Source organism: Aquimarina macrocephali (genome assembly GCF_051627225.1).
Classification (GTDB): domain Bacteria; phylum Bacteroidota; class Bacteroidia; order Flavobacteriales; family Flavobacteriaceae; genus Aquimarina; species Aquimarina macrocephali.
This window is the reverse complement of the sequence record NZ_CP151795.1, coordinates 4,649,205-4,671,380: the sequence shown is the minus strand read 5'-3', so window position 1 is coordinate 4,671,380 and position 22,176 is coordinate 4,649,205. Positions and strand designations below refer to the sequence as shown.

At 32.0% G+C, this 22,176-nt stretch carries 21 protein-coding genes; 6 read left to right on the top strand and 15 right to left on the bottom strand.

Going from position 1 to position 22,176, the window contains the following annotated elements:
• Positions 1 to 30: 30 nt before the first annotated feature.
• The gene (locus tag AAFU52_RS20735) at positions 31 to 2,859 is read left to right on the top strand and encodes a metalloprotease (RefSeq protein WP_438423414.1); all 2,829 of its coding nucleotides are present in this window, start codon (positions 31 to 33) and stop codon (positions 2,857 to 2,859) included.
• Positions 2,860 to 3,061: 202 nt separating this feature from the next.
• Complete coding sequence (locus AAFU52_RS20730; RefSeq protein WP_024769271.1) at positions 3,062 to 5,476, top strand: alpha-ketoacid dehydrogenase subunit alpha/beta; 2,415 nt, start codon at positions 3,062 to 3,064, stop codon at positions 5,474 to 5,476.
• A 4-nt stretch (positions 5,477 to 5,480) separates the two neighbouring features.
• On the opposite strand, the gene AAFU52_RS20725 is transcribed toward AAFU52_RS20730, so the two are convergent.
• The 3 genes from AAFU52_RS20725 to AAFU52_RS20715 are packed head-to-tail and all read right to left on the bottom strand — an operon-like array spanning position 5,481 to position 7,859.
• Positions 5,481 to 6,092, bottom strand: a complete 612-nt coding sequence (locus tag AAFU52_RS20725; protein WP_024769270.1) for a hypothetical protein — start codon at positions 6,090 to 6,092, stop codon at positions 5,481 to 5,483.
• Between the two features lie 60 nt (positions 6,093 to 6,152).
• On the bottom strand, positions 6,153 to 6,968 hold the full coding sequence (locus AAFU52_RS20720) for a hypothetical protein (protein WP_024769269.1): 816 nt from the start codon (positions 6,966 to 6,968) through the stop codon (positions 6,153 to 6,155).
• A gap of 48 nt (positions 6,969 to 7,016) precedes the next feature.
• Positions 7,017 to 7,859 carry a 1,4-dihydroxy-2-naphthoyl-CoA synthase gene (locus tag AAFU52_RS20715; RefSeq protein ID WP_024769268.1) on the bottom strand — a complete coding sequence of 281 codons (843 nt, stop codon included), beginning with the start codon at positions 7,857 to 7,859 and terminating at the stop codon, positions 7,017 to 7,019.
• A 160-nt stretch (positions 7,860 to 8,019) separates the two neighbouring features.
• Between AAFU52_RS20715 and AAFU52_RS20710 the strand changes: the two genes are divergently transcribed.
• Positions 8,020 to 8,430, top strand: a complete 411-nt coding sequence (locus tag AAFU52_RS20710; protein WP_024769267.1) for a hypothetical protein — start codon at positions 8,020 to 8,022, stop codon at positions 8,428 to 8,430.
• A 49-nt stretch (positions 8,431 to 8,479) separates the two neighbouring features.
• Here the strand turns inward: AAFU52_RS20710 and AAFU52_RS20705 are convergent, their stop codons facing one another.
• The 7 genes from AAFU52_RS20705 to AAFU52_RS20675 all read right to left on the bottom strand — a co-directional run bounded on the left by AAFU52_RS20705 (position 8,480) and on the right by AAFU52_RS20675 (position 14,192).
• Complete coding sequence (locus tag AAFU52_RS20705; protein WP_024769266.1) at positions 8,480 to 8,989, bottom strand: ferritin; 510 nt, start codon at positions 8,987 to 8,989, stop codon at positions 8,480 to 8,482.
• A 93-nt stretch (positions 8,990 to 9,082) separates the two neighbouring features.
• On the bottom strand, positions 9,083 to 9,394 hold the full coding sequence (locus AAFU52_RS20700; protein WP_024769265.1) for a hypothetical protein: 312 nt from the start codon (positions 9,392 to 9,394) through the stop codon (positions 9,083 to 9,085).
• Between the two features lie 100 nt (positions 9,395 to 9,494).
• Complete coding sequence (locus AAFU52_RS20695) at positions 9,495 to 10,328, bottom strand: CvfB family protein (protein WP_438423413.1); 834 nt, start codon at positions 10,326 to 10,328, stop codon at positions 9,495 to 9,497.
• Positions 10,329 to 10,438: 110 nt separating this feature from the next.
• Positions 10,439 to 10,780: a DUF2853 family protein gene (locus AAFU52_RS20690; protein ID WP_024769263.1), complete on the bottom strand. Its 342-nt coding sequence runs from the start codon at positions 10,778 to 10,780 to the stop codon at positions 10,439 to 10,441.
• A gap of 105 nt (positions 10,781 to 10,885) precedes the next feature.
• Complete coding sequence (gene menD, locus AAFU52_RS20685) at positions 10,886 to 12,610, bottom strand: 2-succinyl-5-enolpyruvyl-6-hydroxy-3-cyclohexene-1-carboxylic-acid synthase (RefSeq protein WP_024769262.1); 1,725 nt, start codon at positions 12,608 to 12,610, stop codon at positions 10,886 to 10,888.
• 63 nt (positions 12,611 to 12,673) lie between these two features.
• Positions 12,674 to 13,765: a chorismate-binding protein gene (locus AAFU52_RS20680; protein ID WP_438423412.1), complete on the bottom strand. Its 1,092-nt coding sequence runs from the start codon at positions 13,763 to 13,765 to the stop codon at positions 12,674 to 12,676.
• A 1-nt stretch (position 13,766) separates the two neighbouring features.
• Positions 13,767 to 14,192, bottom strand: a complete 426-nt coding sequence (locus tag AAFU52_RS20675; RefSeq protein ID WP_024769260.1) for a PaaI family thioesterase — start codon at positions 14,190 to 14,192, stop codon at positions 13,767 to 13,769.
• A gap of 87 nt (positions 14,193 to 14,279) precedes the next feature.
• Here AAFU52_RS20675 and AAFU52_RS20670 point away from each other — a divergent pair, with 87 nt between their 5' ends.
• The 3 genes from AAFU52_RS20670 to AAFU52_RS20660 are packed head-to-tail and all read left to right on the top strand — an operon-like array spanning position 14,280 to position 16,366.
• Positions 14,280 to 14,843: a TetR/AcrR family transcriptional regulator gene (locus AAFU52_RS20670; protein ID WP_024769259.1), complete on the top strand. Its 564-nt coding sequence runs from the start codon at positions 14,280 to 14,282 to the stop codon at positions 14,841 to 14,843.
• A 4-nt stretch (positions 14,844 to 14,847) separates the two neighbouring features.
• On the top strand, positions 14,848 to 15,699 hold the full coding sequence (locus tag AAFU52_RS20665; protein WP_438423411.1) for an alpha/beta hydrolase family protein: 852 nt from the start codon (positions 14,848 to 14,850) through the stop codon (positions 15,697 to 15,699).
• 28 nt (positions 15,700 to 15,727) lie between these two features.
• Complete coding sequence (locus AAFU52_RS20660) at positions 15,728 to 16,366, top strand: alpha/beta hydrolase (RefSeq protein WP_438423410.1); 639 nt, start codon at positions 15,728 to 15,730, stop codon at positions 16,364 to 16,366.
• 13 nt (positions 16,367 to 16,379) lie between these two features.
• Here the strand turns inward: AAFU52_RS20660 and AAFU52_RS20655 are convergent, their stop codons facing one another.
• The 5 genes from AAFU52_RS20655 to AAFU52_RS20635 all read right to left on the bottom strand — a co-directional run bounded on the left by AAFU52_RS20655 (position 16,380) and on the right by AAFU52_RS20635 (position 21,902).
• The gene (locus AAFU52_RS20655; protein WP_024769256.1) at positions 16,380 to 16,757 is read right to left on the bottom strand and encodes a hypothetical protein; all 378 of its coding nucleotides are present in this window, start codon (positions 16,755 to 16,757) and stop codon (positions 16,380 to 16,382) included.
• 3 nt (positions 16,758 to 16,760) lie between these two features.
• Positions 16,761 to 17,273: a DinB family protein gene (locus AAFU52_RS20650; RefSeq protein WP_438423409.1), complete on the bottom strand. Its 513-nt coding sequence runs from the start codon at positions 17,271 to 17,273 to the stop codon at positions 16,761 to 16,763.
• A gap of 166 nt (positions 17,274 to 17,439) precedes the next feature.
• Positions 17,440 to 20,025, bottom strand: a complete 2,586-nt coding sequence (locus tag AAFU52_RS20645; RefSeq protein ID WP_438423408.1) for a phosphoenolpyruvate carboxylase — start codon at positions 20,023 to 20,025, stop codon at positions 17,440 to 17,442.
• Positions 20,026 to 20,188: 163 nt separating this feature from the next.
• A complete protein-coding gene (locus AAFU52_RS20640) occupies positions 20,189 to 20,668 on the bottom strand; it encodes an Lrp/AsnC family transcriptional regulator (protein WP_024769253.1) in 480 nt (159 codons plus the stop codon).
• Between the two features lie 76 nt (positions 20,669 to 20,744).
• A complete protein-coding gene (locus tag AAFU52_RS20635) occupies positions 20,745 to 21,902 on the bottom strand; it encodes a M14 family zinc carboxypeptidase (RefSeq protein WP_438423407.1) in 1,158 nt (385 codons plus the stop codon).
• Between the last annotated feature and the right edge of the window lie 274 nt (positions 21,903 to 22,176).

Here is a 22,176-nt window from a genome sequence, read left to right as displayed (position 1 = left end):
CATAAAAATGTCTTTAATTAAATATAAAAATTGAATATTTTAAAAGTATATAGTTTTATAATTATCTTTTTTGTGCTAACCATAGGGTCTGCTCAACATAATATCGTTATAAATGCTAATCTGGATACCAAAAAAAAGGTAGTAACGATAGAGCAGGAAGTTACATATACAAATTTATCAAAAGATACACTTACACAAATATTCTTTCATGATTGGGCCAATAGCTTCTCTGATAAGACCACTCCTCTTGGTAAAAGGTTTGCAGAAGATTTTATAAAACGTTTTTACTTTGCCAAAGATGAAGAACGAGGGGGAACTATAATCCAAAATGTTAGCAATAAAGAATCACAACCCCTACAATGGGGTCGACATTCTGGAATCCAGGATATTATATGGATAAAATCTAATAAGCCTATTTATCCGGGAGAAAATCAAACTTTTCTATTAAAATATCAAATCAAAATTCCCAGTAACAAATTTACCAGATATGGATATCACGCAAACGGGAATTTTAGTTTAAAATACTGGTATATACTTCCTGCTGTATACGATACAAAATGGAATATCTATAGTCATAAAAATTTGAATGACTTATATGCACCTATAGCAGATTACCAACTCAACTTCACTTTACCATCTGCGTATGAAATAGTTAGTGATCTAAAACAAAAAAATACTATTTTATCAGAGGACGAAACAACCAAAACTATACAATTTGAAGGCAACAAAAGAAATGAAGTAAACTTATACATAGAAAAGGTATCATCTTTCTACAGCTTCCCATCCGATGGTGTTCAGTTTATAAGTAATATAGATGATAATGATTTAATGCCAAAAATGAAATCGGTAGCGACCGATAGGATTATTGGTTTTTTACAAAAAAAATTAGGTCCATATCCTTTTGATAAAATTGTTATTTCTGAAAATGATTACAAAAACAATCCCGTATATGGACTAAATCAACTACCAGATATATTAAGACCTTTTCCCGATGGTTTTCAATTTGAAATTAAACAACTTAAGACAATTACCGAAAATTATCTAGAAAGGACTCTTATCATAAATCCTAGATACGATGCCTGGATAAAAGATGCAATACACATCTATTTAATGATGGCGTATACAGAGCAATATTATCCCGAAATGAAAATTATCGGTAAACTTAGTAAAGTGATTGGTCTACGATGGTTTCATGCTGCGGATCTGGATTTTAACGATCAATACTTTTTAGCTTATAAAAATATGGCTCGATTGTTTTTAGATCAGCCTTTATTACAGCCACAAGATGAGCTCGTAAAGTTTAATAAAAATATAGCAAATGCATATAAGGCAGGAGTAGGATTTAAGTATCTCGAAGATTATCTCGGTGATGATAATATTGTGGATTTAAGTATTAAAAAATTTTATACTCAAAATGTATTAAAATATACAAATTCTGAAAAATACAAAAAGGTACTTATCGATATAGCTCCCAAGGACATAGAATGGTTTTTTGAGGATTATGTACAAACCAACGAAAAGCTAGATTTTAAAATAAAATCTGTAAAAAAAGGAAAAGATTCGATTGAGGTTACAATCAAAAATAACGGCAATAACACAATGCCAGTTTCACTTTATGGGTTTAGAAAAAAAGATATGGTTTCTAAAACCTGGGTTACAGGTATCACAGGCACCAAAAAAGTAAAAATTGCCAATGAAAATATTAGTAAACTGGTAATAGATTATGATCAGAACATCCCAGAAGTAAATAGACGTAATAATTATAGAAACCTAAAATGGATATTTAACAAACCTATACAATTTAGGTTTTTACAGGATATAGAAGATCCAAGGTATACTCAAGTATTTTTTATTCCCGAAGTAGAGTTTAATGTATACGATGGTTTTTTGTTAGCTTCAAAATTTTATAATAAGACTTTTATAAAAAGAAATTTTCAGTACAACCTATCCCCTGCTTATGGTTTCAAATCCAATAAACTATTAGGATCAGCATCTATCTCCTATAGACAACAACTGTCTGATTATGGATTATATAAAGTACAATATGGAGTAAATGGTAGTATGTTTAGTTATGCTCCCGATTTATTATTTAAACGATTTTCATCATCTATAAGTTTTTATTTTAGGCCCGAAGATCTTAGATCCAATAAAAAACAAAGACTTCTTCTTAGAAATATTAATGTTTTTAGAGATCGAGACAAAGAAAACCCTGTTACTACCCCTGATTATAGTGTATTTAATGTAAGATATCGATATTCTGATTTTAATCTCATTAATTTTCTAGGATATACTGTTGATTATCAAATATCTAAAAACTTCAGTAAACTATCTGCGACTGTAAATTACAGGAAGTTGTTTCTTAATAATCGCCAATTAAATTTGCGTCTATTTGCAGGATCTTTTCTTTTTAATGATACAGAAAAAGATGGTGATTTCTTTAGTTTTGCTCTAGACAGACCTACAGATTATTTGTTTGATTATAGTTACCTGGGACGTAGTGAAGATACTGGTTTGGTAAGCCAGCAAATTATTTTGGCAGAAGGCGGGTTTAAATCTCAACTCGAATATCCTTTTGCTAATCAATGGATCACTACCTTTAATGCCAATACCAATATATGGAACTGGATTTATGCATATGGGGATGTAGGATTGGTGAAAAATAAAAATATCTCTCCAAAATTTGTCTATGACGCAGGAGTTCGACTCAGTTTAGTAGCCGATTACTTCGAAGTCTTTTTCCCTGTAGTATCTAACAAAGGATGGGAAATATCACAACCAAATTACGAACAGCAAATTCGGTTTATCATAACATTAAGTCCAGAAACGTTAATAGGTCTTTTTACCAGAGAATGGTATTAATTTCTTTATGAAAAAGTATACTGAAAAATAAATGTGAAAATTTTGAGCATTTGTTAACCAATCCTTAAAATACTGTTCAAAAACTATAATTCATCAATAAAAACACAGTTTTAATGAATTATACTCAAAAAAATTAAGAGTTTCTGCCTTGCAAATGGCTAGGATTTTAGCTAAATTTGCAAAACATTAAAACACCGTTCACATGCAGCCTGAAACCATTACTTCATCTAATATTTCATTCGAAGAATATAGAGATCAAATACTTAAAGACTACAAAATAGCATTAATTAGTAGAGAATGTAGTTTGCTGGGAAGACGAGAAGTATTGACAGGTAAATCTAAGTTTGGAATTTTTGGAGGAGGAAAAGAGTTACCGCAACTTGCGATGGCCAGAGTTTTTCGTGACGGTGATTTTAGATCAGGATACTACAGAGATCAAACATTTATGATGGCTATTGATCAATATACTGTAGAGCAGTTCTTTGCTGGCTTATACGCTCATACAGATATCAATAAAGAACCTTTTGCTGCAGGAAGACAAATGGGAGGACATTTTGCAACTCACAGTCTTAATGAAGATGGTACATGGAAAAACCTGATGCAGCAAAAAAACTCAAGTGCAGATATCTCTCCTACTGCTGGTCAAATGCCTAGGTTATTAGGCCTAGCTCAAGCATCAAAGGTATATCGTAACGAAAAAAGTGTTTCTAATCATTCTAACTTCTCTAATCAAGGAAATGAAGTAGCTTGGGGAACTATTGGTAATGCAAGTACCAGTGAAGGCTTATTTTGGGAAACTATTAATGCAGGAGGTGTTCTACAAGTGCCAATGGTTATTAGTGTCTGGGATGATGAATACGGTATCTCTGTTCATGCAAAGCATCAAACTACCAAAGAAGATATTTCTCTTATTCTGGAAGGTTTTAGACGTGATGAACATCATGAAGGCTATGAAATATTAAAAGTTAATGGTTGGGATTATCCTGCTCTCATGGATACCTATGAAAAAGCTGAAAAATTAGCACGTGAAAAACATATTCCTGTTATTATTCATGTTAAAGAATTAACACAACCACAAGGACACTCTACTTCTGGTTCTCACGAAAGATACAAAAGCGAAGAACGATTAAATTGGGAACGCGAATATGATTGTAATAAAAAGTTTAAAGAATGGATCATTGAACATAATATTGCAACAGCAGAAGAGCTTCTGGATTTTGAAAAAACTGCAAAAAAGAAGGTAAGAAAAGGAAAGGCTGAAGCTTGGAACGCATATTTGTCTGAAATCAAATCAGAACAAAAAGAAGCATTAGAAGTTCTAAAATCTGTAGAAAATAAAAGTGCAAATAAAAATTTCATTTCTCCTCTGGTTAATGTATTAGCTTCTAAAGAAGAACCTATACGTAGAGATATTCTTGAGGCTACAAGAAAAACATTACAATATATCACTAAAGAAGATTTTGCAGAGAAATCTACACTTCAGGAATGGATAAATAATTATATTTCTCTTATTCAACCAAAATACAGTAGTCATTTATATAATGAAAGTGATTCTAATGCTATACATGTTAAAGAAGTAAAAGCTCAATACGACACCAATACAGAACAAGTTGACGGTAGAGTTATCATAAGAGATAACTTTGAAAAATTATTTAGCAGAATTCCTGAAGCACTTATTTTTGGAGAAGATAGCGGTAAAATTGGTGATGTAAATCAAGGCCTTGAGGGACTTCAGGAAAAATTTGGAGAAACAAGGGTATCCGATGCTGGTATTAGAGAAGCTACGATAATAGGACAAGGAATTGGGATGGCCATGCGAGGATTAAGGCCCATTGCAGAAATTCAATATTTAGATTATATTTTATATTGCATACAAGGATTAAGTGATGACCTTGCTACGTTGCGATATAGAACTTTTGCAAAACAAAAAGCGCCTTTAATTATAAGAACACGAGGACATAGACTAGAAGGAATATGGCATTCTGGTTCTCAAATGGGTGGTATTGTTCACCTACTAAGAGGTATCCATATTCTTGTACCTCGAAATATGACCAAAGCCGCAGGTTTTTATAATACATTAATGGATAGTGATGAACCTGCTTTAGTTGTAGAATGTCTTAATGGATATCGTCTAAAAGAAAAAATGCCTACTAATTTATCCGAAATCAGAACACCAATTGGTATTGTCGAAACAGTTAAAGAAGGAACAGATATTACCTTGGTATCCTATGGCTCTACATTGCGATTGGTTGAACAAGCTGCAAAAGAATTACTATCGGTAGGAATTAATGCCGAAGTAATTGATGTACAATCCTTACTTCCTTTTGATCTAAATCATGATATTGTAAAAAGTGTTGCTAAAACCAATCGATTATTGATCATTGACGAAGATGTACCAGGTGGTGGTACTGGATATATTTTACACAAATTGATTGATGAGCAAAATGTGTATCAATACTTGGATAGTAAACCACAGACCTTAAGTGCTCAACCACACAGGCCGGCTTTTGGAACGGATGGAGATTATTTTAGCAAACCTTCTATAGAAGATATTTTCGAAAATGTATATGCCATTATAAATGAAACAGATCCAGTTAATTTTCCTAAATTGAGATAATTAACTACTGAAAGTCTTCAATTTTTAATCGTTTTCCATCTTTATAGGATATTACAAATATTCTCTTATCAAACCCTGAGGCTATTAGTGTTTTTCTAAAATCCTGAGCTTCGGCTAAGGTTTCAAAAATACCTAAACTCATTTTATAGAATGAAGTATCACTATAAATAAGTGTATTTGTAAATTTCTCAGAAATAGCAGGAGTGTTTTTTGCATTAAACGCTTTTAACTGCACCGAATACACAGTATCTTTTTTAATCAAACTTCTATACAAATATAGATTCTTGATTTCTTTAAGGTTAATCTTTTCTTTTTTTAATGCTTTTAATTCTTTCTTAGCAGAGGCCAATTCTTGTTTTACTACAGAAAGTTCATTAATTCCTGCTTCATCATTTTTTGATGGTGGTTTGCTAAAATAAAAAGCATTAGCAACAAGAAAAATAGTTAATAGAAATAGAACTAGTGAGAATGATCCAAATAGTCTATTAGATTTCTTACTTTTTTTTAGCCTATCCGACTCTTCATCCAGAAGGTCTTCGAGCTTTTTCTGTTTAATTTCGGCTTTTTCTATCTGGTAATGTAGAGATAGAAGATCCTCATCTTTCATAACTTTCATTGTGGGGGGTAGCTTCAAAAGTTTAGTTAGTTATTCTAAAGATATATTTTTAAACAATGCTTAAGGGAGTTTCTGTTCGGTTATTTTATATACTATTCCATTATTAATTTCCAAAATTAAAACAGGTTTATCTGTAATTACTTTCTGGAAAGCCTTCAATGGAAAACCGGAAGAAATTTGATTAATATTTTCAATCTTCACCCTCGCCTTATCGTCAAGTTCTAATATTTTAGACCTAGAACTCTGGTTATGAATATAATAATTATTATATAAAAAATACAATGTATCTCCATTTTTATCTAAATCATATTCAGCTTCCCCTAATTCTTTAGCTTTTTTAACTGCTTTTCTACCCTGATAATACTCTATAATATCTGCTTCTATAAAAACAACATCGTTGCTTTTATAAACTCTATTTATGTAACAATATTTCCTTTCAAATTTTAGTTTAGATTTTCCATCCGCAACATCTTCTTCTCCTTTTTTTATACTTCCAATATTACCAGAAAGAGAAGTTGTAGTATCTACCTTATTTGATAATTCTTCATTTTGATATTTAGAAATATCTGTTTTAAGTTTATCCACTTCCTTTTGTAAAGAATCATTTTCAAATATAAGTCGCTGTACATCTACATCCCCTTCTAAAGACTCAATTTTAGTACTATTTTCTTTTTCGCCAAGGATCACATAAAGACTTCCCGCAGTTAGCAACAACATCAAAATAAGAATAAAAATAAAGTAAAAATTACGTCTTCTTTTACTTCTCTTCAAGTCTTCAGAAATAGAGATAAGGCGATCCTCCAGCCGTTGCTGTTTGATATCAGTTTTTTCCATCTGATAGTGCATCGATATAAGCTCTTCTTCTTTTTTATCCATTGTATACTAAGGTAATTCTAATTTTAAAAAAGATCGGTAATTATAAAATTATGGCATCCATTTAATGTTCTTAAAATCTGGCTTTCGCTTTTCAAGAAATGCATCTCTTCCTTCTTTGGCTTCCTCTGTCATATACGCTAGTCGTGTTGCCTCTCCTGCAAATACCTGTTGTCCTACCATACCATCATCTGTAAGATTCATTGCGAATTTTAACATTTTGATAGATGTTGGTGATTTTTCAAGGATTTCTTTTGCCCATTCATACGCTGTATCTTCTAGATCATCATGAGGAATCACAGCATTTACCATTCCCATTTCATAAGCATCTTGCGCAGAGTAATTTCTTCCTAAAAAGAAAATTTCACGTGCTTTTTTTTGCCCAACCATCTTTGCTAAATAAGCAGAACCATATCCTCCGTCAAAACTTGTTACGTCTGCATCGGTTTGTTTAAAAATAGCATGTTCTTTACTTGCAAGAGTAAGATCACAAACAACATGAAGACTATGCCCTCCTCCTACAGCCCATCCAGGCACTACTGCAATAATGACTTTTGGCATAAACCTAATAAGCCTTTGAACTTCTAAAATATTTAATCTGTGTCTACCATCATCTCCAACATACCCTTGATGACCTCTAGCCTTTTGATCTCCTCCACTACAAAAACTATACACTCCGTCTTTTGTCGAAGGGCCTTCTGCAGAAAGCAGAACCACCCCTATAGATGTATCTTCTTGCGCATCATAAAAAGCATCATAAAGTTCACTTGTTGTATTTGGCCTAAAAGCATTACGTACATTTGGTCTGTTAAATGCTATTCGTGCAACACCTCCCGATTTTTTATAGGTGATGTCTTCGTATTCTTTTACAGTTTTCCAATCTATTGAACTCATTAATATATTTTTTTGTATCCTCAAAAATACTACAATATACTATATCTCACTGCATCAATTATGGGGTAAATCCCCTAATTTTTGATTTTATTTTAAATAAAAAACAGATTTTAGTATAGTTTTTGATGGTTATATCTGAATTGATAATATATTTACCATTATGAAAGTTTTTTTAGCAATACTTATCGGAGGCATCAGCTTTTTATCATATGGACAAGAAGATGTACCACATACAATATCTATAGAATGGGAACAATTAAGTGCCCCATTAGTAATGAATAAAAAAGAGCTTAAAACTAAAAAGTATCAATTACAGGAAGTAGATTTGACCGTAGACTTAAGACAGCAAGCATTTAAGAAAAGCTATACAATGTACATTGACTCTCCGAAGTATAAAGATATTTCGTCAAAATATAATGTTGCAATCCCTCAACCAAAAACATCTGGTTTTAGATTATCAGGTAATGGCTACAACACTAATACAAATATTGGGGGTATAAAAAATACAGCTTATAAGGATGCTAGTCTATATAGTGGTGCTTTCTGCCCCATTACCGGTTTAGCCTATTAAGCCTATTTATACAAAAAAAACATCTTAGATTAAATTTACTATATATAAATTATTTACCAACAGGGATTCTTTCATCAATGAATTGAAGTGGCATATCTCCTGATAAATCAAACATATCTAAAATATCTTTAATAGTCTCTTCTTCCTCAAGCTGCTCTTCTACAAACCACATTAAGAAGTTTTCTGAACCAAAATCATTTACTTTCCTACATTTTGCAACAATTTTATAGATAGACTGTGTGATGGATATCTCATGATTTAATGCAGTTTCAAAAATTTCTCTAAGAGAAGAAAATTCATGAGTTATATTAGAAACATCAGGAGAGTAGGCTGATCCACCTGTATCATTAATAAACTTAAAAATTTTCATCATATGCTCTCTTTCTTCCGCTGCCTGCTTATAAAAAAAGGAAGCACTATTTACAAGCGTTTTTTGATCACACCATGAGGCCATTGCTAAATACAATGACGAAGCTCTTTGTTCTTTCTCAATTTGCTTATTAAGCATATCCATTACTTCAAGATTAATGCTTATTTCTTGTCGTGTAAGATTTTCCATTTTTCAAATATTTTTAATAAAAGTATAGAAAATCTAGATGTAAAACTTAATTGATACCCTATTTATAGTAAGTCTAAATCTAATAATAAAATATCATGATACTAGCATAGCATTTAATTCTATCATTGCAAATGTTCCTTTCATAAAATCTACAAAATCCAACACCATTAATGTGTCTAATAAAATCAAATGTTCTTTATCACATAAAGACAATACTACTGTATCATTATGGTTAAGTAAATCATCTATATACTCAAATGAGGACATTTTTTTTGCCTTATACCTTAAACTAAGTAATTGACAGAAAGAAGTTTTAACCATTTTATGGCCAAAGTCAATATAATAACATCGCTCTGCTGATGATTGATATGAGGAGTAGTATGTTGAAGAAAAAATTAATTCCATATTTAAAGGCCGCTAAAATACTTTTTATTTAGATTTAATCCAAATAAAACAAACAAAAAGTAACTTCTTCTTTGATTATCGGTACTGATTTTATTTTGGCCTACTCTACCAAGCGTATTCCCTCTTTCTCGATAATAATTTTTCTTTCTTTATACAGTGATCCAATAGCTTTTTTAAAACTTTTCTTACTCAATTGAAAAACCTCTTTAATATCTTCGGGATCTGATTTATCATTAAGATCAATAAAACCACCGCTAGATTTTAACTCTTTTAAAACCTGCTCTGCATTTGGCTCTATCCCTCTAAATCCGTGTCGTTGCAATGTAAGATCTATCTTACCATCAGGGCGAACTTTTTTCACAAACCCTTTAAGTTGATCTCCTGGTGTTATCTTTTGAAAAATTTCATCACCATATACTAATCCTAAATGTTTTTGATTTACAATCATATTCCAACCTTGTGGTGAAGGATGAGAAGCGATAAGATCAACTTCATCATATGAAGACAGTAAAACTAAAGAATTATCTAAAAAAGCGTTGGTTTTACTTGATGCAACTAGTCGATTGGTTTCTTCATCTAGATACACATAAACAAGATACCAACTACCTACTCTCATTTTTGAAGATTGTTCTCTAAAAGGAACAAAAAGATCTTTTTCTAATCCCCAATCCAGAAAAGCACCAATTTCTGACACATTTGTACATTTTAAATAAGCAAAAGATTTTACAGTTGTAAAAGGCTCTAAGGTAGTAGCAACAATACGCTCTGAGCTATCTAAATACACAAAAACCTTTAAAATATCTCTTATTTGAAATTGTTCTGGCACATACTTATTGGGCAATAAAACCTCATCCCCTTCTTCGTCACAAAGATAGACACCTTGATCTCTTTCTCTAACAACCTCTAACATATTATATTCCCCAAGCTTAAGCATATCTCTATTTTTGCGCAAATATAATTCTTTAATCCTCCTGTTTATCTAAATTCTACAAAAAAAGGTGTTCATTGCAATGAACACCTTTTTTTGCTGTAGAAAATCGTATACTATTTGTAAACAGATTCTTTTCCAAAATGTTTTGTTAAAAGATAATAAACCACCGCTCTATACTTATTACGGTTTGATTTACCATAAGCCTCAACTACAGAAGCAATACCTTCATCTAGTTTTGGTCCATCAGAAAGACCAAGTTTCTTGATCAAAAAGTTTTTCTTTACGGTATCTAATTCACTTTGATCCGAACCAGATACTGTAGCTGCATCTGCATTGTAAATTGAAGGACCACATCCAATTGTAACTTTGGTTAAAAGATCCATGTCTGGAGTCTGACCAATTTTATCTTTGATATCTGCGGCGTATTTTGTGATTAATTCATCTCTTTTACTCATAGGATAATTGTGTTTTTAGGTTTTTAGTTCACTTTTTTTTCCAGATCAAATATAGAGGAATTATTCATTAATAATTCATCTGCAAAGTATATTAAAACAAGGATATTAGACAAAATACCTAAAATAATCGACTAAAGTACTATCGTTTTCTTTTCGGGGAGTAAAAACTTCAAGCAATTGGGGCGTATTATTATTTTTGTATATCTTTTTAGATTCATGAACTAATTCTTCAAGTGTATGTGCAGTATGATATTCTAGACCAAACATTTTGCATAAATGCATTGCCGTAAGATGATGTGTTGTCTCAAAATATTTTTCAAAATTAACACTCTCCTCTTTTCCTGGTAAGATTCTAAATATCCCACCACCTTCATTATTAATAACAATAATTTTAAAATCTGAAGGGATATAATCATTCCATAACCCATTACTATCATAGAAGAAACTTAGATCTCCCGTTATCAAGGTTGTAGGTACTCCCGAAGCCAGAGCCGCACCAATAGCGGTAGATGTGCTTCCATCGATACCACTTGTTCCTCTATTACAAAACACCTGAAAAGTTGGATTTAACGTAAATAATTGTGCATAACGAACAGTAGAGCTATTACTTAATTGTATCATTTGCCCATCTGCAATACCATTAAAAATAGCTTCAAATGCTTTAAGATCACTAAAAGAAATTTTATCAAGATATGCTGCATGCCGTACTCTGCGATGGTCTCTTATAGAAATCCAAAAAGGTTTATAGGTACTATCGACGCTCTTCATGTTTTGAAAAAAACGCGAGAAGAATACATTGGGCTGCAATTTTATATGTTCTGTGAGACAGAAATAGGTATCATATGCTTTTTTTGAATCAATATGCCAATGTGATTTTGGCTGATATTGTCGCAAAAATGCTTTAATCCGTTTAGAAACAACCATACCACCAATGGTTAAAAGAATATCAGGCTGCAATGTTTTAAATTCATCTTCTTTTAAAGTAGAAATTAATTGATCGATACAATTAATGTGTGATGCATGATGAATATTAGATGTCGTTTCTGTTAATACCAAAACCGAAGGATCATCGGCAAAATACTCTATCCACTTTTGCTCAACTGTTCCTGGTGAATTAACACCTATTAATACCATTTTACGTTTTGCCTGACTCCACTCTTCATGCATTTCTGATTGTAAATCTTCAGAAAACTGATGATGTGGCTTTTCTACAGGAATATTTCTGGGAATAATAGTAGGTTGATCCAGTTTATCATATAAAGGTTCGTAAAAAGGTACATTAATATGTACTGGTCCTTTTTGCTCTATTGCTTTATTTAATGCCAGATTGATTTCTCTTTCATTATGCTTTTGAGCTTCATGTTGTTTTTGGCGTACTTTGGGATCATCAATTTTTGTTTCGGCAACAACTTCAGAATATAAATTAGCCGAATACAAAATATGGTTCTCAAATACATTTTTTTGACGAATCGTTTGCCCGTCCCCAATATCAATTCTTTCAATAGGGCGATCTGCACTTAAAACTACTAAGGGTATATCACTATAAAATGCTTCTGAAATTGCAGGGTAATAGTTTAATAATGCACTACCCGAAGAACAAACCAAAGCAACTGGTTTTTGGATCTGTTGTGTAATACCTAATGCAAAAAAAGCAGCACATCGTTCATCTACGATACTATAACACTGCATACCTGGATGTTCACTAAAACCAATTGTTAGCGGTGCGTTACGAGATCCTGGTGAAATAACAATATGAGTGATTCCTTTTGCTTCGCATAAGGTAACAATAGATTGTGCTAAAGGAATTTTTGAATATAAGCGTTTCTTCATTCGAATCGCTAAATTACAATATCGAACTAATTTACACCAGAATTTTAGGTAATTTAACCCTGGCTAAAACAAAACTCTTTTCATTGTCTCTGTTTTCTTTACAGTTTCCTCCCACTCTTTCTCTGGATCAGAATCTTTTGTGATCCCTCCTCCTACATAAAGAATTGCTTTTTCATTACTCAACTCCATACAACGAAGGTTCACAAATAAATCCGATTTAACAGCACCTTCTTTATTCATATTGAGTTCCCCCAGAAAACCTGTATAATACTTACGATTGTATCCTTCTGTAGTAAGAATAAAAGATTTAGCTTCGTCTTTAGGAAGTCCACAAACAGCCGGGGTTGGATGTAACACCTTAATTATTTTTTCTATGCTTGAATTTTCATGATCCAAAACCCCGCTAATATCGGTACGTAGATGTAAAAGTGTACCTGCTTTATGCGTGTAAGTTTTAGAATATTGTATATCATTAATAATTGAAGATAATCCATTAGTAACAAAAGAAGTAACCATTTCCTGTTCTACTAGTTCTTTAGTTCCCCAATCAACATCTATAGTATTTATATATGGCTGTGTCCCTGCTAAGGCCATTGTAAAAAAATCATTGTTTTTTACCCTAATTAAAGTCTCTGGAGTCGCTCCCATCCATGTACCAATTTTGGGATGATACCACAGGTATACAAAGGCCTTTGGATAATAGTCTATCAGGTTTTTAAATATATGTAGATTACTAAAAGAATTTGGTATTAAAACCTCTTCTTTTCGTGACAACACTACTTTTTTAAAACGATCAGATTGTATTGCTTTAATTCCTTTTTTTACAAGCTCAATATGTTTTTTTTTAGCTTCAGATTTTACCAAAAAAGAATCTGTTGATGTCTCTGAAGCTCTTTTTTTGCTACTTATAGTTTGTGATGAAATAATAGCATTGTAATAGTTACTTTTTTCTGAAGGAATAATAACAGCTTTGTCAGAAGTATCAAAAGGAGCAAAAACAAATCCCGAAACAGTATAATCCTCTACTTCATATATTTGGTTATTTTCTTGAAAAATAGCATGTAATGTAATAGAATCGGCTTTCCTATACACTACAAAAGGTAGATGTTGATCTAACTGCTCTTCAATTTTAGCATAAACATCTTCTATGCTCATACTATTTGGTTTTAGGAAGTGCAATAGTAGTCAACTTAACTATTGAAACCAGGTTACCTTCTTCATCCTTTATCTTTATATCCCATAACTGGGTAGTACGACCCTGGTGTAAAATTTCTGCTTTAGCAAATACATAGCCTTGTTTAACACTTTTTACATGATTTGCAGAAATCTCTATTCCTCTTATATAAAAATCTTCAGCATTAAGAAAAATAAATGATGCTGCACTGCCCACACTCTCTGCAAGTGCTACCATAGCTCCACCATGCAAAACACCATCTGGCTGGTGTACTCTGGGAGTCACAGGCATTTTAGCAACCAGATAGTTTTCACCAACTTCACAGAAAGAAATCTCCAAAGTTTCCATTAAAGTGTTTTTACACATCTTAGCACATTGTTCTAGCACTTCTTCCTGTGTCAAATTCATAAGCTTTATAATTTAAACCAAAAATATACAATGCTATCTAATAATTCTAACTATATTTGATTATTATTTTAACGAACGTTCAATAAAATGCCAAAGGTAAAAACATCCAAAGAAGAAGTTCTAAAAAAGATAATCCCTATCCTACGCTCCAGAGGGGTTCAAAACAGCAGTATGAGTGAACTTTCTAAAGCCTGTGGCATACAGAAGTCTCATTTTTATTATTATTTCAGCAATAAAGAAGATTTAATTAGAGAAGTTCTTGCAACTGTTCACAGTTATTTTAATTACAATCTATTTAGGATTATTGAAAGTAGCACTTTAACTCTTAATGAAAAAGTACTAAAAATGAAGCTACTTCTGGACAAATTATTCAAAGCCTCAGATGGTGGGTGTATTATGGCAAATACAGCATTAGAAACCATTCACCTCGACCCCATATATAAAAAAGAAATACAATCATTTTTTAAGGATTTCATCTCTGGGTTACAACAACTTCTTGAGGTAAATCACCCAACAGAAAAAGCATTACTACTGGCAGAACAAATGGTTCAGGATATCGAGGGAGGTATTTTATTGATGCAGATTTATGACGATCCAAAATATCTTAACAATGCCATTGAAAGAACAGAAATAGCAATATTAAATCAGTAAAAATATGGAATCATACACTATTCATTCTTCTGACGGCTACCCCATTTCGGTAAATGAGTTTGTTCCTAAATCTCCTAATCACAAAACAATAGTTTTTGCTCCTGCAGTAGCAGTTCCTCAAAAAATTTATTTCCCACTTGCAGAATATCTCGTTGCCAGGGGGTGTAATGTATTTACTTTTGATTATCGAGGAATAGGAGATTCTCTCTCTCAAAGCATTCAATCTTTAAAAGAACATGGTTTTTTATTCTGGGCACAGGATTTTAAATCAGTTTCTAAACATGCAAAAGAAGAATTTCCTAAAAACGAACAATATATGATTGGTCATAGTTATGGCGGTAATAGTGTTGGTTTTAGTGATGCCTATCAATATTATGACAAATACTTTACTGTAGCTTCGCAATTTGGGTTTTATAAGCATTTTACCTTAAAAATGAGGGTACTCATCTATCTTAATTTTAAGTTTTTTGTACCACTTACCACTTCTCTTTTAGAATACTACCCATCTGGTTGGTTTGGATTAGGAAAACCCTTAACCACCAGGGTAGCCAAAGATTGGGCTATTTTTTTATTACACCCAGATTCGATGTTATATTTTACCCAAAAAGACACTAGCACATACTACAAAGAAATCAAAGAGCCTATGCTTTTATTAAGTATTGATGATGATTCGTTTGCTCCTAAAAAATCAGTCGATATTTTAGGAGAACGTGTATACAAAAATGCCAGAGTGACCAGAAAACATCTAAAACCTAGTGATTTTAATCTAAAAACTATTGGCCATTTTGATTTTTTTAGAACAAAAAATCGAGATATCTTGTGGCCAATTATTGATGATTGGTTTCATCTTAATTAAATACAAAAGATCTATTATCATATATCATATGAGTGCTACCGAAAAAGAAATCTCTTACACTGCGACAAACACATATTCTACACTTAATAATCTGCATCCAGGCACTAAAAATGTTTGGTTAGTTTTTCATGGGATTGGATATTTGAGTAGATACTTCATACGGTTATTTGAAAGTCTTAATAAAGAAGATAATTATTTTATTGCACCGCAGGCTCCATCAAAATATTATAAAGGTGATAACTACAGAAGGGTTGGTTCTAGTTGGCTAACTAAAGAAAACACTCAGGCAGAGACCAAAAATGTATTACGATATGTTGATGCAATATTATCATCTGAAGAAATTCCTGAGCATACAAGGCTAATCGTATTAGGATATTCTCAAGGAGTAAGTATTGCCAGTAGATGGATTGCCAGTCGTAAGATAAATTGTGATGCTTTGGTCATGATCTCTGGTGGCTTTCCTAAAGAACTGTCTAGAGAAGATTTCACTTTTCTTACTGATCAAACAAAAATCACTCATATTCTGGGGGGAAAAGATCCATTTTTTGAAATAGAAAAAGTTGAAGCCGAGAAAGTACGGGTACAACAAATATTACCACAAATTGAGTTTAGAACTCACCCCGGTGGACATGAACTAGATCCAAAAACTTTGATTGATTTACTATAAATCTACCTACCTATTACTTTTTCAACTCTTCTATTGCTGATCTGCTATGAACAGTATCATAAATGATAGTAAGTTTCTGAATCTTATTTTCAGAATTTAGTACTATTACATCTACCACTTTAAACACAACTCTTTTTCCATCTTTTAATTCCCAATCAAAATCAAAAAGCAGTGAAATTCTATTTGAATCTTTTTCAGAAAATAAGCCGTCAAAATTTAATTTTGAAGTAGTGGTATCATCTGCCAATGCTTTATAAAACTTACTAGCTGGCATTGTTCCATACAATGGAGATTCAACAATCCCGTCGTCTGCAAATAAACTAACAACTTTATTCACTTCATTTTTTTCTAAAAATGATAAGTAATTCTGAGCAACTTCTTCTTTTGTCATATCTTATAAATATCTTTCTTTTATAACCTCAAAATGATGTTTTTGATGTCCTATTAATATATACCCTGCAGCTCTTGAACTCATAGGGCTACCACTCGCCTCTCCTATTCTGGTTAACATTTCACCAGTGAAGCTTTTGAATAATGAAATAGAGTTATTTCTCGCAGACTGAAAATCTGAAATCAATTCTTCTTTACTATAATTATTCGCATTTGAATACGGAACATAATCATCTTGTTCAAACCCCATAATTGGTGTTTTATCATTCCTTGCAAAACGCAAAGCACGATATGCAAAAATACGTTCGCCATCAATTACATGTTGCAACACCTCTGCTACAGTCCATTTACCCTCTGCATAGGCGTGAGTAAGTTTTTCTTCAGGAATGGACTGTATAAAATCAACAAATTCTTTTTGACCGCTTTCTAGCCCCTTTACAATATCTGGCGACCCCGCTTTAGCAATATATGTTTCATAATACGGGTTAAATTCTCCCTCTTTTAACTGTGATACCATAGTGTATTAGATATAGATTAAATTCCAATTTATTTGTAATAGTATGTAAACTCACATTACACTATAAAACTTTGTTACGAAGTATAATATGAGTTAAAAAATGAAGCTGAAATTTAATCATTCCAGCTTCATAATATAATATCCTTAACAGTACTTTATTAAAAAATTATGCCGAATTACGACTGGCATTAATATTTCCAAACAAAGAACGAGTTACCATCTTCTCATAAATTGCAATATCTTCTGGATTTGCATCCTTATCCCTACTTAAGTCCTGAATTTTCTTCAATGCATATTGTTGTATGGTAAGCAGAGGTAATACGATATTTTCTCTAATATCGATAGATGCTTTTCCTGCAGGTTCGTTTTGCATTAGCTCAGAATATCCTGTTAACTTAAATAACAATCTTTTTGTCAACAAGTATTCATCATGAATGATGTCCCAAAATGCACCATATTCCTCATCTTCTTTCATATAAGAAGTTAATTCAAAAAAGGATTTAGTAAGACTCATCATACTATTGCCAATCAACGTTCTAAAGAATGGTGAATCTTTATAAAGTGACATTACTTTATCAAATTCTCCCTTTTCTTCAAATGCTTTTAAGGCGGTTCCTACTCCATAAAAACCAGGAACATTCTGTTTTAACTGGCTCCAACTTCCTACAAAAGGTATTGCTCGTAAATCACCAAAATCCAAAGTCTCGCTTTTACTTCTTTTAGAAGGTCGACTACCAATATTTGCTTTCCCGTAGTACTTTAATGTACTCATATGCTCAAGATAAGGAAGGAATTTAGGGTGGTTTTTAAAATCAACATATGTTTGATAGCTTATATCTGCAAGCTCCTGCATGGTTTGCTTATTCTTTACAGAGAAAAGATTACCCTCATTACTAGTCAATTCATTTTCTACCCCAGCTCCTAGTAATTGTTCTAAATTATATTGGCAAGAATCCAGTGTACCAAAATTAGAACTGATTGTTTGTCCCTGAACGGTTAATTGTATTTCCTCGTCTTCAATTGTTGGACCAAGAGAAGCATAAAATTGATTTGTATTTCCTCCTCCTCTTGCAGGTGGTCCTCCTCTACCATCAAAGAACACAACTTTTACATTGTATTTTCTAGACACTTCAGTTAATGCCTCTTTTGCTTTAAAGATCCCCCAATTCGCCATAAGATATCCTCCATCTTTGGTTCCATCAGAGAAACCAAGCATAATAGTTTGCTTCATTCCGCGGCGTTTCAGATGTTCCATATATTCTGGATTGTTATACAAAGACTCCATAACCTCATGTGAGACCTGTAAATCTGGCACCGTTTCAAAGAGGGGAATTACATCTACCGTAGGAAACTCCCAATCACAAAGTCTTATCAGTGCAAATGTTTCTAATACATTCAGTTCATTTCCATTATTACTAATAATGTAACGATTAGCTGCTCTTTCTCCATTATTTTGCTGTATTGTTTTAATAGCATAAATGGATTCTATTGTTGCTCTTGTTATATCATCATCAAAAATAGAGGGATCTATTTTTCCATTAATGGTAGAAAGCACACTGATCTGTTCGTTTTCAGAAAGAGATTCATATTGCTTAGGAAAAAGATCAAATTCCAGTTCATTAGTCTTCTGTACAACTTCTGTAAGTACTTTATGATGAATTCTTGAATCTTGACGAACATCTAGTGTCCCGAAATGAAAACCAAAAATTTTCACTTTATTAATTAGATCTTGCAGATCTTCAAGAAATAAAGATTGATGCTCCTCTATTAACTCTTCTCTAATTTCAAGCAATCCATTCATTAATGTTTCTACCGATAATGGTTCTGCGGTTTTTGCATAATAAAAGTTATCATACAATGCATTTTCTAAAACTGCTATTTTATCCTGAAGATTACCAAAAGTGATTCTTCGTTTTAATACTCGAATATCTCGATAATAATTTATCAAAATTGTTTTTCGTAAGCGTTTTGCTACTTTTAATGTAATCTCTGTGGTTACAAACGGGTTTCCATCTCTATCTCCTCCCGGCCAGAATCCTAAATTGATTAAATCATTTTCAAGATCTTCTCCTTCAAATATATTTTGTTGGATATAATTATATATGGTTCCTGCCGAATGGTAAAATACATTTTCTAAATACCAAATCAAGCTTACTGCTTCATCATAAGGTGTTGGTTTTTCCTTCTTAAAGAAAGCCGTTTTACCTAACTGAGCTAATAGTTTTTTTATTCTAGGAGAATCATTATCACGAATTGCTGCATCCAAATCATGAATAATTCCTAGTACTGTTCCTGGATAAAACTGTGTAGGATGTGCTGTTAAGGTTGGGCGTATTTTAAATCTTCTTAGATAATCTTTCAATTCTTCTAATTTACCTTTTGCCTGGGCTTCTTCTTTTATACTTCTTAAAGTCCCGCGACCATCCATATTATTAACTACAGGAAAGGCAGCATCTTCTATTGCATCAAATAACACAACTTGACGCTCTATATACTGGATAAACCTAAATAGCAAATCATGCTTTTCTTTTGGCATAGGGTTATCTTGATATAATGAAAAAAAGTCTTCTACAATTTCTGTAGGATTTTTGTGTTGATCATAGCCTTTTTCACACACTTCTTTAAAAAGTGGTAACAAAACCCCTGTGTTACTTATAGTATCAAAAGGTAATGTTATAAATATACTATTGTATATCTGGTACTTAGCAAGAACGTTTTCATTAAAACGTTCGATTTTTGGTTTTCTAGCCATTGGTGTGGTGGTACTTATTTATGGTTAATATGCTTTTTTATTAAATACAGTAGAGAAAATTTGTTTAGTACATCTCATGCCTGATTATAAAAAGTCTTTTTAATTAAAAAACCCTTTAAGATTTTCTTAAAGGGCTTACTCTATATTTGTTTAGTATATCCCTTTATAAATCCTGGAAAATAGAATGCATTAATCGTTTCTTATCATTAATGCTCTCTTCTAATGAAATCATAGTCTCGGTACGATATACACCATCAATATCATCTAGTTTAAAAATAATCTCCTTAGCGTGATTAGTATCTTTTGCTCTAAGCTTACAGAAAATATTAAACTTTCCTGTTGTGATATGAGCAACAGTTACAAATGGTATTTCATTAATCCTTTCTAAAACGAATTTGGTTTGCGAAGTATTTTGAAGATAAATACCAACATATGCTATAAATGAATATCCTAATTTCTTATAGTCTAATGTTAATGAAGACCCTTCAATAATACCTGCTTCTTCCATTTTTTTAACTCGCACATGTACTGTACCAGCAGAAATCAACAATTTTTTTGCGATATCTGTAAATGGTGTACGTGTATTCTCGATCAACATGTCTAGAATCTGGTGGTCAACTTCGTCTAATTTAAACTTTGCCATATTGTTTTTTTATTATTTTTCCCGATTATTTACATTGCAAATTTAGCAGAAAAATACAGTTTCCATACATTTTATTTTAACTTTTTGCTGATTCTATTAAGAATAATTCAGAGTTTAGGTGAAATTTTAACAGCTTAGCCTCTGGAACTATCTCTACTGTAACGTTTTCGTTATGTATTGTTCTTTTTTTGCCAATAATCTCCCTATGTCCGTAAAATTTTTGGAGATCATCAATTTTAACAATTTTTGGTATAAATTTCACACTATTTTTGATTAATTCTTCGCTGTATTGAACGGCTATATCTACGTTTTTGCCTTCTAACATCACATCTCTTATAATAATATCATAGAAGCATTTTCCATTTTCTGGTATTAAAAAATAATCTTTATATGTATCTCCTATAATTTTAGTAGTCGTTATATATTGTATTGAAGTTATAAGGGAATAAAATATGTATTCTCTGGTTATTTCACGATCATAATCATTTGGGTAATGCCCAGCTTCAAAAAGTATCGTCGGCACTCCCATATTAGCCAAAGTATCTCCTACACAATTTAAATTAAAACCATCATCATACCTTCCTACCTGATTTGGAATGCACTGTTGGAGTACTGTATTCATTTTTGCTATGATTTCCATAGCTATTTTACGGCTTGGAGTTATTGATCGTTCTAAATCACTTGCCGGAGATAAAAAAGATACCGTAGCAGGATATTTAGTTTCTCCCGCACTAAAAATAGTGCGTTGTCCATGAAGATTAAAAGCAAAATCTGGTTGAATACGTTGGACCAGTTTACTAAACACTACACTTTCCTTTTGTGTTTTTTGTTGTGCATCTCTATTAAGATCTACATCGTTATAATTAAGTCTTGTATATGCTTTTGCCCCATCTGGACTTAAAATAGGTACTATATATATTGTACACTCTTTTAAAATAGCTTTTGCCGAATCATTTGAGATGTCTGTAACGAAGTTTAAGAAATCAAATACAGCTTTTGTCGTCGTACTTTCATTACCATGCATCTGGGACCAAAACAAAAGTTTTTTAGATCCATTCCCTAATTTAATAAGATGTATAGGAGCATTATTCTCTGAAAGTCCTATCTGCTCAATTTCGGTTTTTAAAGACAAAAGATCCAATAAAGGAGAAATATGATCTAGAGTAATATAACGTCCAAATAAAGAAGGTTCTTTATAAGTATTGAACCAGTTATGTAGTATACGAGTATCCATTAATTCATTTTAGAAAACTACGAAATTACTATAGTTTACTGAAGATTCATAACAAATCAGATTAATATTTACACTTGTAAACTAAAGAGATGTTTACAAGTGTAACAACATCTTATTTACATTTGTAAACATTCAAAACATACACAATTGTTTACATAGTTAAACAACAATGTTCACTATGTTTCCAAATGTATTTGAGTTATTAACAAAAAAAATAATATGATTAAGTAACGTCTATTATATCTTTATAAATCAAGTATTTAAGCATATCTAT

What these genes read in the sequence shown, in the direction of transcription:
- AAFU52_RS20690 (WP_024769263.1), bottom strand. Translation starts at nt 10,780, where the DNA reads ATGAGTAAAAGAGATGAATTAATCACAAAATACGCCGCAGATATCAAA.
- AAFU52_RS20675 (WP_024769260.1), bottom strand. Translation starts at nt 14,192, where the DNA reads ATGAATTTGACACAGGAAGAAGTGCTAGAACAATGTGCTAAGATGTGT.
- AAFU52_RS20695 (WP_438423413.1), bottom strand. Translation starts at nt 10,328, where the DNA reads ATGCTTAAGCTTGGGGAATATAATATGTTAGAGGTTGTTAGAGAAAGA.
- AAFU52_RS20640 (WP_024769253.1), bottom strand. Translation starts at nt 20,668, where the DNA reads ATGGCAAAGTTTAAATTAGACGAAGTTGACCACCAGATTCTAGACATG.
- AAFU52_RS20720 (WP_024769269.1), bottom strand. Translation starts at nt 6,968, where the DNA reads ATGGATAAAAAAGAAGAAGAGCTTATATCGATGCACTATCAGATGGAA.
- AAFU52_RS20725 (WP_024769270.1), bottom strand. Translation starts at nt 6,092, where the DNA reads ATGAAAGTTATGAAAGATGAGGATCTTCTATCTCTACATTACCAGATA.
- AAFU52_RS20730 (WP_024769271.1), top strand. Translation starts at nt 3,062, where the DNA reads ATGCAGCCTGAAACCATTACTTCATCTAATATTTCATTCGAAGAATAT.
- AAFU52_RS20700 (WP_024769265.1), bottom strand. Translation starts at nt 9,394, where the DNA reads ATGGAATTAATTTTTTCTTCAACATACTACTCCTCATATCAATCATCA.
- AAFU52_RS20650 (WP_438423409.1), bottom strand. Translation starts at nt 17,273, where the DNA reads ATGGTATCACAGTTAAAAGAGGGAGAATTTAACCCGTATTATGAAACA.
- AAFU52_RS20715 (WP_024769268.1), bottom strand. Translation starts at nt 7,859, where the DNA reads ATGAGTTCAATAGATTGGAAAACTGTAAAAGAATACGAAGACATCACC.
- AAFU52_RS20705 (WP_024769266.1), bottom strand. Translation starts at nt 8,989, where the DNA reads ATGGAAAATCTTACACGACAAGAAATAAGCATTAATCTTGAAGTAATG.
- AAFU52_RS20645 (WP_438423408.1), bottom strand. Translation starts at nt 20,025, where the DNA reads ATGGCTAGAAAACCAAAAATCGAACGTTTTAATGAAAACGTTCTTGCT.
- AAFU52_RS20680 (WP_438423412.1), bottom strand. Translation starts at nt 13,765, where the DNA reads ATGAGCATAGAAGATGTTTATGCTAAAATTGAAGAGCAGTTAGATCAA.
- AAFU52_RS20665 (WP_438423411.1), top strand. Translation starts at nt 14,848, where the DNA reads ATGGAATCATACACTATTCATTCTTCTGACGGCTACCCCATTTCGGTA.
- AAFU52_RS20670 (WP_024769259.1), top strand. Translation starts at nt 14,280, where the DNA reads ATGCCAAAGGTAAAAACATCCAAAGAAGAAGTTCTAAAAAAGATAATC.
- AAFU52_RS20660 (WP_438423410.1), top strand. Translation starts at nt 15,728, where the DNA reads ATGAGTGCTACCGAAAAAGAAATCTCTTACACTGCGACAAACACATAT.
- AAFU52_RS20635 (WP_438423407.1), bottom strand. Translation starts at nt 21,902, where the DNA reads ATGGATACTCGTATACTACATAACTGGTTCAATACTTATAAAGAACCT.
- AAFU52_RS20655 (WP_024769256.1), bottom strand. Translation starts at nt 16,757, where the DNA reads ATGACAAAAGAAGAAGTTGCTCAGAATTACTTATCATTTTTAGAAAAA.
- AAFU52_RS20710 (WP_024769267.1), top strand. Translation starts at nt 8,020, where the DNA reads ATGAAAGTTTTTTTAGCAATACTTATCGGAGGCATCAGCTTTTTATCA.
- menD (WP_024769262.1), bottom strand. Translation starts at nt 12,610, where the DNA reads ATGAAGAAACGCTTATATTCAAAAATTCCTTTAGCACAATCTATTGTT.